This is a genomic window from Paenarthrobacter aurescens (genome assembly GCF_025421775.1).
Taxonomy (GTDB): Bacteria; Actinomycetota; Actinomycetes; order Actinomycetales; family Micrococcaceae; genus Arthrobacter; species Arthrobacter aurescens_B.
In genome coordinates this window covers 317197-331026 of record NZ_JAOEFX010000005.1, presented here as the reverse complement: position 1 = coordinate 331026, position 13830 = coordinate 317197, and the positions used below count along the sequence as shown (strand labels likewise).

Sequence of the window (13830 nt, the reverse complement as noted above, 5' to 3'; positions counted from 1 at the left end):
TCTGCGAACACCAAACCGTCCGGGACGTCAGACCACGGCATGATGCCGGGGCGCTTCCGAGCGCATAGAGTCTTAGCGTGGACAGAAGGCACGCTATATACGAATGGTTCCGGATCAACCGCTTCACAGTGGACATGACGGCAACGTGCCTGCTGATCCTCCTCTTCGGTCCGGTCTATCTGCTCGCAGATCGACCAGGGCTCTTTCTCTTGTCCTGCAGCCTCCTGTTGCCCCTCGCATGGCGACGCACGCGCCCCGCCGTGGCCGCCGGCGTCGTCATTCTTGTATGCCTCATTCAATGGGCAGTGGGCGCCGAGCCGGTCGCGGGCCAGATCGCAGTCCCGCTCGTCATTTATGCAACCGCCGCCTACGGACCGGCCTGGGCCAGCCGGACGGTGCTGGTGGCCGGCATGCTGGGTGGCATCATGCTGACCACGCGCGAATATTCCAGTACTGCCGAGTCGGGGATCATGGGGCTCACCATCGGAACGCTCTACACGGTCCTGATCTGGATGCTGGTGCTGGTGAGCTGGACCTTGGGCGACCTCACGCGCGTCCGCCGGCTGCAGCTCCAGGCGCTGGAAGACCGTACCCGTCGGATGGAAGTGGAACAGTTGCAGGAGCGGAAACTGGCCGCTGCCGACGAACGCTCCCACATCGCGCGTGAAATGCACGACATCGTGGCCCACTCGCTGTCAGTCATCATCACCCAGGCGGACGGCGCCCGTTATGCAGCCGCCGCCAAGCCCGAACTCGCCACCGAAGCGCTGGCAACCATTGCCGCCACGGGAAGGGACTCACTGGGTGAAATGCGAAGGCTGCTGGGGGTCCTCCGCTCCGACGACGACTCACCCACCCGCCCGCAACCCCGGCTTTCAGATCTGGACGAGCTCCTGCTCGGCTTCCGCGCTGCCACGCTTCAAGTCACGTTTGAACAAAGCGGTGTACCGCGCCGCGCTCTACCCGCCGGCGCCGAGCTCACTGCCTATCGGATCATCCAGGAAGCCCTCACCAATGTGATGAAACACGCCGGGCCGAAGGCGACGGCGGCCGTCACCCTGACGTGGCAGGCCCGCGGCCTGCAACTGGACATCGTCGACGACGGCCGGGGCGCCGCTGCTGACCCGCCGTCGGCAGGAGGCGGTAACGGCCTGCGGGGAATGGGCGAGCGCGTCTCGCTCTACGATGGTTCATTGGACGCAGGCCCTGAACAGGGCGGCGGTTTCCGCGTGTCCGCTTTCATCCCGTATTCGGAGGCCTAAACCATGTCTGAAGTTCCTGTTCCCATTCGGGTGGCCCTGGTTGATGACCAGCACCTGGTCCGTTCGGGTTTTGGCATGCTGATCAATTCCCAGCCGGACCTGGAAGTCGTTGCCGAGGCAGGCAACGGGATTGAGGCAGTCCAGGCTTTGAGCGCCACCGCCGCCGATGTGGTCCTGATGGATGTCCGCATGCCCGGGATGGACGGCATAGAAGCAACCCGGCGCATTCTCGAGCAAGCAGCGGAACAGCCCGCCGGCTCCCAACGGGCCGACATAAAGATCGTCGTGCTCACCACGTTCGATCTCGATGAGTACGCCCTTGCCGCAATCCAGGCAGGAGCCAGCGGCTTCCTCCTGAAGGATGCGCCGCCCGAAGAACTCCTGGAGGCCATCCGCACCGTCTACCGCGGAGACGCCGTCATTGCACCGTCAACCACCCGCCGCTTGCTGGACCACGTGGCACCCCTCCTCAGGACACAGAACGCCGGGCAGAGTGAACACGCAGCCGCTGTGGAGCGGCTCACAGCCCGCGAGCGTGAAGTGTTCCAGTTGATCGCGCAGGGACAATCCAACCCCGAGATCGCTGCCGGCCTGTTTCTGTCCGAAGCCACGGTGAAGACCCACGTGGGGCATATCCTGGCCAAACTTGGCGCGCGGGACCGGGTGCAGGTGGTTGTCATCGCGTACGAGACAGGCGTGGTGGCCCCCGGCGCCTAGAAATTTACGTGCCGGACAGGCGCCGTGCTCAGACCAGGGTATGAGCCTGCCTGCCGGACAATGGACCCACGGCCCGATCCAGGAGTGCCCGTCTGCTGCATAGCGTGGAACCATGACAACATTCACGCCTCTCCCCCACCCGTCTGGAACCGACCGTCCCACAGGATCGGACGCCGCACAGGCCCGCCCCGCCGTTGAGGCTTTCTCCTTGTCCAAAAGCTATGGACGTGCCGATACCCGCGTGAAGGCCCTGGATGAAGTGTCGGTGAGCTTCGATGCCGGCAAGTTCACGGCCATCATGGGGCCCTCCGGTTCGGGCAAGTCGACCCTGATGCATTGCCTTGCCGGCCTTGATACGGCCGACTCCGGACGGATCGTGCTGGGTGGCACGGAACTCACGGGACTCAATGACCGTCAGCTCACTGCGCTCCGGCGGGAGCGCATCGGCTTTGTCTTCCAGGCATTCAACCTGGTGCCCACGTTGACAGCCGAGCAGAACATCACGCTGCCGCTGGCCTTGGCGGGAACCACCGCCGACGCCGGATGGCTGGATACCGTTGTCAGTACCCTCGGCCTGAAGGACCGCCTGAAGCACCGACCCCATGAGCTTTCCGGGGGCCAGCAACAGCGCGTGGCCGTAGCCCGCGCACTGCTGACGCGTCCCGACGTCGTGTTTGGTGATGAACCCACTGGCAACCTCGATTCCAGGGCCGGCGGCGAAGTCCTTGCGCTGCTCCGTCGGAGCAGCCAGGAGATGGGACAGACCATCATCATGGTGACGCACGATCCCGTTGCAGCCAGCTACGCCGACCGTGTGGTGCTGATGAGCGACGGTGGACTGGTGGGCGAGATCCACGACCCCACGGCTGACTCGGTCCTGGCCGCCCTCGGCAAGCTGGGGGCCTGAGGCATGTTGCGTGTTGCCCTTTCCCAATTGACGACGCATTTCCGGCGGTTCATAGCCATTGGGCTTGCCGTGATGTTGTCGGTCATGTTCCTCTCCGCCACCCTCATGGTGGGTGCGAGCACGAATGCATCGCTTGGCGCGAGCATCGGCGAGGCGTACCGCAACGCTGACCTGGTTGCCACGTCCAAGAACGGTGAAGCATTTACCAAAGCTGCCGTGGAGGCCGCCGCTACCTCCCCTGCAGTGAAAGACAGCTATGCAGAGCGCTCCACTTACGTGACGTTCGAAGCAGGTGGCGGTGAGCAGTACGGTCGACTGCGAAATGCGGCCCCCGCTTCCTTGGAAGGCGCTGTCCTCTCCTCCGGATCCATGCCTTCCAGTGCCTTGGAAGCAGCCGTTGACGTCAAGACGGCCGAACACCTTGGCCTCTCCGTCGGCAGCACGCTGGAACTGCACGGTGCCGGACCGGTCAAAACTGCCAAGGTGACCATTACGGGCCTGATCCAAGCGACCAACGATCCTTTCTCGTCGTCTGCTGCCCAGTTGCTTGCCTCCGAGTCTGTGCTGAATGCGGTCCAGGACGCAGGGGCCGGGTTCTCAGGACTCCAGTTCGCTCTCAAACCCGGCGAAGATGTCACCGCAGCAAAGGATTACATCACCCACCGCATGGAAGCTGCCGGCGCCGTTGATCCAGTGCTCGAAACGGCGCAGGAGAAAGTCACGTCCACTGTGGCCATGCTCAGCGCAGGGCAGGACCAACTGACGGTTGTGCTGCTCGCCTTCGCGGGCGTGGCCATCCTTGTCTCCACCCTGGTGGTGGCCAACACGTTCTCCGTGCTGGTGGCCCAACGAACCAGGGAGCTGGCCCTCCTGCGCTGCCTGGGCGCCGGACGATCACAGATCCGTGGTTCGGTCATGCTCGAGGCACTGGTGGTTGGTTTCATTTCCTCGGTGTTGGGCGTCCTCGCCGCAACCGGGCTGATGACAGCTTTGATCGCCTGGGCCAAGTCGCAACCTGAGCAGGCTTTCGCGACGTTGGCTGTGCCGCCGTCGGCCATTATTGCCGGCTTGGTGGCCGGGACCCTGTTGACGGTCGTCGCGGCGCTGGTCCCCGCGAAGGCGGCCACCGCCGTCGCGCCACTTGCCGCCTTGCGGCCGGCGGATGACGCGTCCGTACGGAACCGCCGCGGCAAGGTCCGGCTTGTCCTGGGCCTGGTTGCCTTGGGAGGTGGGGCCGCCCTGCTGGTCTACGGGAGCGTGAACGTGTCGCTTCCAGTTGCACTGTTGGGCGGTGCGGCATCATTTGTTGGCATCCTGCTCTGCTCCACCTTGTTCATCCCTACCGTGGTGTCCTTGGCGGGGCGCCTGGCCGCACCGGCGGGCGTCCCCGGCAAGCTCGCCGCGGTCAACGCCACGCGCAATCCCGCACGGACCTCGGCTACCGCGGCAGCGCTGCTGATCGGCGTCACCCTGGTGTCCCTCATGATGACGGGCGCGGCGACCTCCCGGCAGGCTTTCAACGACACCCTGGCGGAGAACTATCCGGTGGACCTTTCAGCCCAGACAGCAGTGGACGGCTCGGGCGAGCCCAACCCGGCGCTGGAAAGGATCAGGACCCTCGACGGCGTCAGCGCCGCGGTCCTGCTCCAGCCTGTGGGATCACTGAGCGACACCACCACCCCTGACGGCGGCACGACGATCTACGGCCTCTCCGCCGCTGATGCTGCATCCGTGCTCCGCGACAACAACCTGAAGCCGGTCCCGGGCACCGTGTACCTTCCTGAAGATTCTCCGAAGGGACCCGCCACGATCACGACGGCGGCCGGCAGCGTTTCGCTCGACGCCAAGGTTTTGCGGACCCGCCACGTCCCGGCCTTCGTCGAAAGCACCAGCATCTCCGCCGCCCCGTTGCCGGAATCGCCTGCCATGGTGTGGGTGAAACTGGACGATTCTGTGTCCACGGAACGGGTGCAGGCCATTCAGAAGGAAGTCGCCGCAGCGTTGGGCGTTCAGGAGCGTACCGTCAGCGGGGCCGCGATCGAGCGGGTGACGTTCAACAGCATCATTGACGTGCTCCTGCTGGTGGTCACTGGACTGCTTGGTGTCGCAGTGGTGATCGCTTTGATCGGCGTGGCCAACACGCTATCCCTTTCGGTCCTTGAACGGACCCGGGAGAACTCGCTCCTTAGGGCGCTGGGACTCACCAAAGGCCAGCTGCGCGGAATGCTGGCCATCGAGGCAGTGCTCGTAGCAGGCGTGGCCGCCATCATGGGTGCGGGCATGGGCGTCGTCTACGGATGGCTGGGGGCGCAAGCAACCCTGGGCGGCGTGGCGACCGTTGTTCCCGCCGTGCCGTGGCTGCAGCTGGCAGCGGTCTTTGGGGTGGCCGTGGTGGCCGGACTCCTCGCATCCGTGATCCCTGCCCGGCGCGCTGCACGCTTGTCACCGGTCGAGGGGCTGGCCACGGCCTAGCCACCAACGCTCTCTCACCTAATCCCGCTTAAAGAGAAACGCTCTCTCACTTCCCGCCAGCGGACCGGCAGGAAGTGAGAGAGCGTTTCGCGTTTGACGGCAGGACGTGAGAGAGCGCCCTAAGCCTTAGGCCTCGACGGGTTCCTCGTACCTTGGGAACACCGGCGCGGGGGCCGGCAACTCCGTTCCCGCCACGATCGGAGTGGCGATGGCGGTGAACTGGCGTGCCTCGCCTTCGCCCTGGCCGAGGACCTCAAGCAGCTTGGCCGACGACGACGGCATGACCGGTTGCGCAAGGATCGCCACGATCCTGACTACTTCCAGGGTCACGTAGAGGACCGTGTTCATGCGGTCGACGTCCGTCTTGCGAAGCACCCACGGAGCCTGTTCGGCAAAGTAGGCGTTGGTGTCACCAAGCACAGTCCAGATTGCTTCCAGGGCACGGCTGAATTCCTGCTTGTCGAAGGCCGACCGGGCAGTTTCCAGCAACTCCCCTGCCTGCGCCAGCAATGCCTTGTCATCGGCTGTGAACTCCCCGGGGACGGGAACCTTGCCTTCGCAGTTCTTCGCGACCATGGACAGCGAACGCTGGGCAAGGTTGCCGAAGTTGTTGGCGAGGTCCGAGTTCATGCGGCCCACAATTGCTTCGTGGTTGTAGTTGCCATCCGCACCAAAGGGAACTTCGCGGAGGAAGAAGTACCGGCACTGGTCCAGGCCGTACTGAGCCACGAAATCCTGCGGCGCCACCACATTGCCCAGGGACTTGGACATCTTCACACCGTTGTTGGTGAGGAAGCCGTGGATCATGACACGCTGGGGCAGCTCCAGACCTGCGCTCATCAGGAACGCCGGCCAGTAGATAGCGTGGAAGCGGGAAATGTCCTTACCGATCACGTGGACGTCGGCTGGCCAGAACTTTTTGAAGGATTCAGAGTCGACATCCGGGTAGCCGACGCCCGTCAGGTAGTTGGTCAGGGCGTCGACCCAGACGTACATGACGTGCTTCTCATCGCCGGGAACAGGAACACCCCAGTCGAAGGTGGTGCGGCTGATGGACAGGTCCTCAAGACCACGCTTGACGAAGCTGATGACCTCGTTGAAGCGGGACTGCGGGGCGCCGAACTCAGGCTGTGCCTCGTACAGGGCAAGGAGCTTGTCCTGGTAGTCGGAGAGCCTGAAGAAGTAGCTTTCCTCGGCGGTCCACGTCACCAGGGTGTCCGTCTCCTTGGAATAACGGAGGCCGTCATCCTTCACCACAGTGTCGTCCTCGACGTAATACGCTTCATCACGGACGGAGTACCAGCCCTCGTACTTCGACAGGTAGATGTCGCCGTTGGCTTCCATCTTTTTCCAGATGGCCTGGGACGCCGCGTAGTGGTCCTGGTCGGTGGTGCGGATGAACCGGTCATGGGAGATGCCCAGATCCTGGCTCATCTGCTTGAAAGCAGCCGAGTTGCGGTCGGCGAGCTGCTTGGCAGTGATGCCTTCCTTCTCCGCCGACTGCTGCATCTTGAGTCCGTGCTCGTCCGTTCCGGTCATGAAGAACACCTCATGGCCGTCAAGGCGCTTGAAACGCGCCATGGCATCAGTCGCAATGACCTCGTAAGCATGGCCAATGTGCGGCACGCCGTTGGGGTAGCTGATTGCGGTGGTGATGTAGAATGGGGATTTCTCTGGAGACGTCACTCTAAGAAGTTACCTTTTTTTGGGATGAAATAGCTCTAGTTAAGTTCCGTCAGCGTATCGCTGAGGCGGACCAGTTCGTGGTCGTGGGAAGCCACCATGACGGCGATGCCATCGCTGGTGGTGTCCTTCAGAATGCCGATGATGCGGTTGGCCGCGGCCCGGTCGAGGCTGGCGGTGGGCTCATCCACTACCAGCACGCGCGTGCCCAGGATCAGGGCGCGGGCAATAGCCACACGCTGGCGCTCACCGCCGGAGAGCTGGGCGGGACGGTGACGCATGCGGCGTCCCAGGCCCACCAGGTCCAGGAGGTCCTTGGCCATCTCCGTCCGCTGTTCAACTTCGCCATCGGGTACGGCCGGAAGCAGGACGTTCTCCAGTGCGCTCATGCCGTCGATCAAGGCTCCGCCCTGGTCCACGTAACCAATCAATGCGCGGCGACGGTCCGCGATCTCGTCGTCGCCCATGGTGTCCAGGGGAACACCCTCCCAAAACACCTTGCCCGACGTCGGGAGCGTCAGTCCGGCGCTCACTGTCAGGATGCTGGTCTTTCCGGAGCCGCTTCGGCCGGCGATGCAGTGCATCTCACCAGCGTGCAGGGTGAGGTTGAAGTCATCAACGACGTCGACTTCCTCGGCACCGCCCTTGTCGCCGCCATAGTGGATGGTGACGCGGTTCAGCTCCAAGGGAGTTGCGTGGTCGGTTGCCCTCACAATGGTGTTGGCTCGGGTCTGCAGCGACTCTTCCGTGGATTCCGGGGTGGCCGTCAGCTCGGGGTTGAGTTTGTCAGTCATTTGACTACTTTCGTTGCAATCGGAATCCAGCAAATTACGGCCAGGAGACCGGCCAGTCCGGCCCACAGGGCCGCGTAGGGAGCGAGGAGCAGTCCCAGTCCCAGCGCCCCCAGGACGCCAAGCGGAAGGGCCACAGTGCCTACAAGTGCGTTTTCAAAGAAGCGGACCTGGCCCAGCATGTCCGGGTTCCAGCCCATCGCCCGCAGGGTACCGAGGTACTCCCGCTTGGCGTGGAGTTCGAAACGCCCGGTGACCAGGGTGAGGAGCAGGCCAACGACTACGCCGAAGACAGCAAGGATGACGCTCGGCAAGGCGATACTGGCGGCAGCCAGTCCGCTCAAAGCGCTGGCGCCGGCCGCCCGCGGAATGTCGATCAGCAATGCGATCAACGCGCCCACTGCGGCACCGAAGACGCCTACGGCAACAGCCAGGGAGACCGAGTTGAACCGGTTGGTGGTGAGTTGCCTGTTGGCGAACGTCAGCGGCGAATCCACGGTCACCAGGCGGTCATCGTGCTGCGGTTCCTGGTCAATCACCACGCGGTGACGCAACTGCTGGGCTGCCAGCAGGGCCGCACCACTGTAAATGACGAGCATGGTCACAGAGACGATCACGGTGGCAATGTTCCAGCTCAACAGGCTCAACACCACACCTGCTGCGGCGAGGGCTGCTGCCCCCACGGCAAACTCCTCAAGGACCCAGGAGCGGATGCGTTTCTGCGTCCAACCCATGGCCCGGAGGATGCCGGCCTCACTTCTGCGCTGGCGGATGTAGCTGACCGTGGACGCACCGGTCAGGAGCGTGGCGCCCAGAAGCGTCAGGAAGAGAAGGGTGATGTTGGTTCCGGTAAGGGATCCGGAGACAGCGTCGGCCGCATCCTGGCGCACCCACGACTGCTGGACCGTGCCCAGCGGAGATTCCTTGCCGGCGTCGTCCTTGCTGTAGCCGGGGACGAAGATATTGGCGTCTTCGCGGGCGGAACCGGCCACGACTGTGGCTTCAAGCCCGAGTTCACGGATTTGCGTCGCCAGCTTCTCGACCTCAGGCTGGGCCGTCTTCCAGTTGCCGGTTGCGGATGCCTTGACCCGGATGGCGTCAATGACGTCGGCGTTGGTGTCATAGCCACGCGCTGCTGCGAGGCCGTAGTAATCGGTGATGGCGCCGGCGGACTGGCTGACCAGACCGGTGGCACTCAGCGAAGGCTTCAGTTCCGTGCCCTCTACGTCCTTGCCCTCAGCGTCCTTGCTGAGCGTCATGGGAGTGGGATCGTAGCCGCCCAGGGGAAGCTTGTTGACGTCCCCGGCTGCAGACTGGACATCGGCTGGGTCGAAGGTGCCGTACACCATGGGCAGCGGCGCTGCCGGCTTCTTCCCCGTCTCCAGGTCCTCCCTGTAGGACCGTTCGTCCACTGGCTTACGCTGCGTCTGGTCCACGGCTGCACCAAAGGACGACTTCTCAGGCAGTCGGTTGACTGTAACCCAGTCCCCCGGCGTTGCGCTCTTGTCCGATGCGCCGTTGGAGGCTTCATCGCCGTCCTTGTACTGGGGCGCGGCGGCAAAGGCCGTGCTCCAAGTGGCAGGGTTGTAAAGGCCCTGGCTGAAGGAAGCGGTGCTCCCCAGCAGCTTGCTGTGGTCCGTGGAACCCGGCCATTCGAGGGCAAACGGGGACTTTGAGACGAACGGGAGGTAGTCCTTATCGAGGGACCGCGTCACGGTGCCGACTTCGTTGACCACCTTGCCGCTTGCATCAAGTTCTTCGATCTTCACCGAGTACTGCAGGTCAAGGGAGGTACCCGAGCGCACGATCAGCGGGATGGCCTGGGAATCATCGGTCAACAACCCGTCCCGCTTGGCCTGCTGGTACTGCGTCATCAGCGGTGCCCAGTACTTGAGCTTGACGCCGAGGAAGTCGGGGCCTTCTTCCAATTGGTCCATGCTGAGGCCGGTGGTGAACAGGCTCTCGAAATGGCGTCCGATGGCGCCTGCGTCGCGGGCGTCGGCCGGCGGGGCCTTCTCCAGCGGCGCCAGGAAGTCACCTGCGGAGCCCAGCAACGCCCTTTCGGCGGCGGGGTCGACGGCGACGACGGACTCTGTCACCTCAGGCGCCAGGGGCAGCGCTACGGAGAGGTTGAAGAGGTTATGCTCCGAGCCAAGGGCAGGAGCCGGGAACTTGATGCCGGTTTCGCCGTCCGCACCGGCGATCCGGACGTTGGTACCACCAGCGGCCTGCTCCTGGACCAGGCGGCCTTTGCCCAGGGTACCTTCGGCGCTGGTCTTGAAAAGAGTCTGCTGGTTGACCCCATCGGAGCTTGTGGCTGAGGCTGTCAACCGGTACTTCTTGGGGGTATCGGACAAGACGGATTCTGCGGCAGGCCACTTGCTGGCATCCATGGCCGAAGGATCCCCAGCGGTCACTGCGCCGGCAAGGCCCGCGTTGTACCCGAGATAGTCCATGGCGTTGAGGCGTGGAGCCTCAAGGTTCTGCGATACGCGCGAGACCAGGCTGATGGGTGCGGCCACGGCTGTTTGGCCCATGGTCCGGATCTTCTCCAGCTGCTCAAAGCTGATGCCACCCTGGCCGTTCGCGATTTCCGGCTGGATCAGTGCACCGCCGTCGCCGTCTTGGGCCTGGTCCGGCTTAGCCTGGACCAGGATGTCGTAGAGTCCCCGCGAGTTCTCATCCACTGTCCGGTTCAAAGCAGCCTGCGACTGGCTTTGGACGAGGACGGACAAGCACATTGCGACGATCAAAATGGCCGCGGTCAGCAGCAGCACACGGCTTCTGATGAACCTTTGGACGGCGTTCATTGGGCTCCCTGAGACCTTGATTGCGGGCGCGCACACATGGTCCGGCATTCCGCATGAGACACAGGGGAATACCGGGCTTTATGTGCAAAAGTTGTGGCCGGCCTGCTGCCGGGTCCGAATCCCGGACCCAGCCATTGTAAGCAGACCGGCCACTCCTGCGTGCCAAAGGTGTGTCGCCGGCACGCGAACTTAGCTGATGAAAATCAGTACTAGTCCTCCAGGTCCACTTCCCGGACCATGTCTGCGCCGATACCGGCCTTGATGGCCTCCAGTACCTGCTGCGGGACGGAGCTGTCGATGGTCAGGAGCGCCAGGACCTGGCCGCCTTCAGTCTGTCGGGCCACTTGCATGCCGCCGATGTTGATGTTGTTCATGCCCAGGATGTGTCCGATGGTGCCGATCACGCCCGGACGGTCGGCGTAAGCCACTACAACCAGGTGCTCACTGATGGGGATTTCGACGTCGTACCCATTGACGCCAACAAGCTTCTCCACCTGCTTGGGACCTGTGAGGGTACCGGCGACGGAGATCTGGGAACCATCGCTGAGCGCCCCCCGGATGGTCAGTACATTTCGGTAGTCTTCAGCATCCGGCGTGGTAATGAGGCGGGTGTTGATGCCGCGCTGCTCGGCGATGACAGGAGCATTCACGTAGGAGACCTGCTCAGTTACCACATCGGCAAAGACGCCCTTCAGCGCGGCCAACTCAAGGACCTTGACGTCCAGCGCAGCAATTTCGCCGGCCACCTCCACGTCGATCTGGGTGAGGGAGGCATGGGTCAGCGCAGTGAAGATCCGGCCGAGCTTTTCGATCAAGGGGATGCCCGGGCGCACGTCCGGAGCGATGACACCGCCGGCAACGTTTACGGCATCCGGCACGAGCTCACCGGCAAGGGCCAACCGAACGGACTTGGCGACAGAGACGCCCGCCTTCTCCTGGGCCTCATCGGTGGATGCACCGAGGTGCGGGGTGACCACGACGTTGTCGAGTTCGAAGAACGGCAGGTCGGTGCTGGGCTCCTTGACGAAGACGTCGACGCCGGCGCCGGCGATCTGGCCTTCCTTCAACGCGATGTAGAGCGCTTCTTCGTCCACCAGGCCGCCACGGGCAACATTGATGACGTAGGCCGTCTCCTTCATCTTGCGGAAGGCGTCGGCGCCCAGCATGCCTACCGTCTCCGGCGTCTTGGGCATGTGGATGGTGATGAAATCGGAATTCTCCAGGAGTTCATCCAAGGTGACCAGCTTGACGCCCAGCTGTGCGGCGCGGGCCGCTGTGATGTAGGGGTCGTAGGCGAGGATCTCGGTTTCGAAACCCTGCAGGCGTGCTGCCACCAGGGCGCCGATGCGGCCAAGGCCGATGATGCCGATCTTCTTCTCGAAGAGTTCGATGCCGGTGTACTTGGAGCGCTTCCATTCGCCGTTCTTCAGCGCCGAGCTGGCCTGCGGAATGTGGCGGGCGAGGCTCAGGATGTGGCCCACCGTAAGCTCCGCGGCGGAGACGATGTTGGACGTCGGGGCATTAACCACCATGACGCCTGCCTGCGTTGCGGACTTGATATCCACGTTGTCCAGGCCTACGCCTGCACGGGCGATGACCTTGAGGTTCTTGGCCGCGGCGATCGCCTCGGCGTCCACCTGGGTGGCTGAGCGAACCAGGATGGCGTCGACGTCGGCGATGGCAGACAGCAGCTGGGAACGGTCGGCACCGTCGGTCTGGCGGATTTCAAAGTCCGGGCCCAATGCCTCGACTGTTGCGGGCGAAAGTTCCTCGGCGAGGAGGACGACGGGTTTGCTGGCTGACACGGGGTGGCACCTTACTTTGGACAACTTTGGACAGAACTGGACAAGGAGCGGATGCGTGGCCCGGGACTGGGAGCCGGGACCAGCCCAGAATATCGAATCCGGGCAGTGTTTCCCGTGCCGGGCAGCGATGTTACGGCCGGACCGGAGAGGTTGTGAACAAGTTCACAGCCTGGCCGGCTGGGCAATTCGGTGGAGAAACGGCGGAGAAACGGTGGTGGAACGGCGATGCCCGCCCGGCTGTGTTGAGCCGGACGGGCATCGCTTCTCAGTGCAGTGCTGGTGCCGAAGAGGCTATCAGCGGGCTGCGGAGCCTTCGACGTAGTCCTGGTCCTGCTGCTGCCAGGAGAACAGGGAGCGAAGCTCGCGGCCGACGCCCTCGATCGGGTGCTGCTCAGCCTTGGCACGCAGTTCCTTGAACTCGGTGCCGCCGTTGTCCTGGTCGTCGATGAAGCGCTTTGCGAAAGCACCGCTCTGGATGTCGGCGAGGACAGCCTTCATGTTTTCCTTCACCTCAGGGGTGATGACGCGCGGGCCGGAGACGTAGTCGCCGTACTCTGCGGTGTCGGAAACGCTCCAGCGCTGCTTGGCGATGCCGCCTTCCCACATGAGGTCAACAATGAGCTTGAGCTCGTGAAGAACCTCGAAGTAGGCGATCTGCGGCTGGTAGCCGGCTTCGGTCAGGGTTTCGAAGCCGTACTGGACGAGCTGGGAAACGCCGCCACAGAGAACGGCCTGCTCGCCGAAGAGGTCGGTTTCGGTCTCTTCGGTGAAGGTGGTCTTGATGACACCGGCGCGGGTGCCACCAATGGCCTTGGCGTAGGACTTTGCCAGGTCCCATGCGGAACCCGTAGCGTCCTGCTCCACAGCGATGATGTCCGGGATACCACGGCCCGCTTCGAATTCGCGGCGCACGGTGTGACCCGGAGCCTTCGGAGCGATCAGGATGACGTCAACGCCGGCCGGAGCCTCGATGTAGCCGAAACGGATGTTGAAGCCGTGGGCGAAGGCAAGTGCCTTGCCTTCGGTCAGCTTGTCCTTGATGGAGTCGTTGTAGATCGAGCGCTGGTGCTGGTCCGGAGCCAGGATCATGATGACGTCTGCCCATTCGGCGGCGTCGGCAACGTTCTTGACCGTGAAGCCTGCGTCCTCGGCCTTTGCGGTCGACTTCGAGCCTTCCTTGAGCGCGATAACAACCTCGACGCCGGAATCGCGCAGGTTGAGCGCGTGGGCGTGGCCCTGGGAGCCGTAGCCAACGATGGCTACCTTGCGGCCCTGGATGATCGACAGGTCTGCGTCGTCGTCGTAGAACATTTCAGTCACTTGCGTAACTCCTCTTGAGTGGTTTTCTTAGATATTGATTGTGGTGCTGCGTTACTGGACGCG

At 63.4% G+C, this 13830-nt stretch carries 9 protein-coding genes; 4 read left to right on the top strand and 5 right to left on the bottom strand.

Annotated features, from left to right (window positions below; genetic code table 11):
* Nucleotides 1-77 precede the first annotated feature (77 nt).
* From N7568_RS13255 to N7568_RS13240, 4 genes are all read left to right on the top strand, one after another.
* Nucleotides 78-1262 (top strand): sensor histidine kinase, encoded by a 1185-nt coding sequence (locus tag N7568_RS13255; protein WP_261610272.1) that lies wholly within the window; start codon nt 78-80, stop codon nt 1260-1262.
* A 3-nt stretch (nt 1263-1265) separates the two neighbouring features.
* A complete protein-coding gene (locus tag N7568_RS13250) occupies nt 1266-1979 on the top strand; it encodes a response regulator (protein WP_261610271.1) in 714 nt (237 codons plus the stop codon).
* 112 nt (nt 1980-2091) lie between these two features.
* Entirely contained in the window at nt 2092-2886 is a 795-nt protein-coding gene (locus N7568_RS13245; protein WP_261610270.1) for an ABC transporter ATP-binding protein, read from the top strand.
* A 3-nt stretch (nt 2887-2889) separates the two neighbouring features.
* On the top strand, nt 2890-5358 hold the full coding sequence (locus N7568_RS13240; protein WP_261610269.1) for an ABC transporter permease: 2469 nt from the start codon (nt 2890-2892) through the stop codon (nt 5356-5358).
* 126 nt (nt 5359-5484) lie between these two features.
* Here N7568_RS13240 and metG read toward each other — a convergent pair whose 3' ends face one another.
* From metG to ilvC, 5 genes are all read right to left on the bottom strand, one after another.
* The gene (gene metG, locus N7568_RS13235; RefSeq protein WP_261610268.1) at nt 5485-7044 is read right to left on the bottom strand and encodes a methionine--tRNA ligase; all 1560 of its coding nucleotides are present in this window, start codon (nt 7042-7044) and stop codon (nt 5485-5487) included.
* A 35-nt stretch (nt 7045-7079) separates the two neighbouring features.
* Nucleotides 7080-7835 (bottom strand): ABC transporter ATP-binding protein, encoded by a 756-nt coding sequence (locus N7568_RS13230; RefSeq protein ID WP_261610267.1) that lies wholly within the window; start codon nt 7833-7835, stop codon nt 7080-7082.
* Entirely contained in the window at nt 7832-10642 is a 2811-nt protein-coding gene (locus tag N7568_RS13225; RefSeq protein WP_261610266.1) for an FtsX-like permease family protein, read from the bottom strand. Before N7568_RS13225 ends, N7568_RS13230 begins: the two co-directional genes overlap by 4 nt.
* Nucleotides 10643-10851: 209 nt before the next feature.
* Nucleotides 10852-12447 carry a phosphoglycerate dehydrogenase gene (gene serA / locus N7568_RS13220; protein WP_261610265.1) on the bottom strand — a complete coding sequence of 532 codons (1596 nt, stop codon included), beginning with the start codon at nt 12445-12447 and terminating at the stop codon, nt 10852-10854.
* Between the two features lie 294 nt (nt 12448-12741).
* On the bottom strand, nt 12742-13767 hold the full coding sequence (gene ilvC / locus N7568_RS13215) for a ketol-acid reductoisomerase (RefSeq protein ID WP_261610264.1): 1026 nt from the start codon (nt 13765-13767) through the stop codon (nt 12742-12744).
* Nucleotides 13768-13830 lie beyond the last annotated feature (63 nt).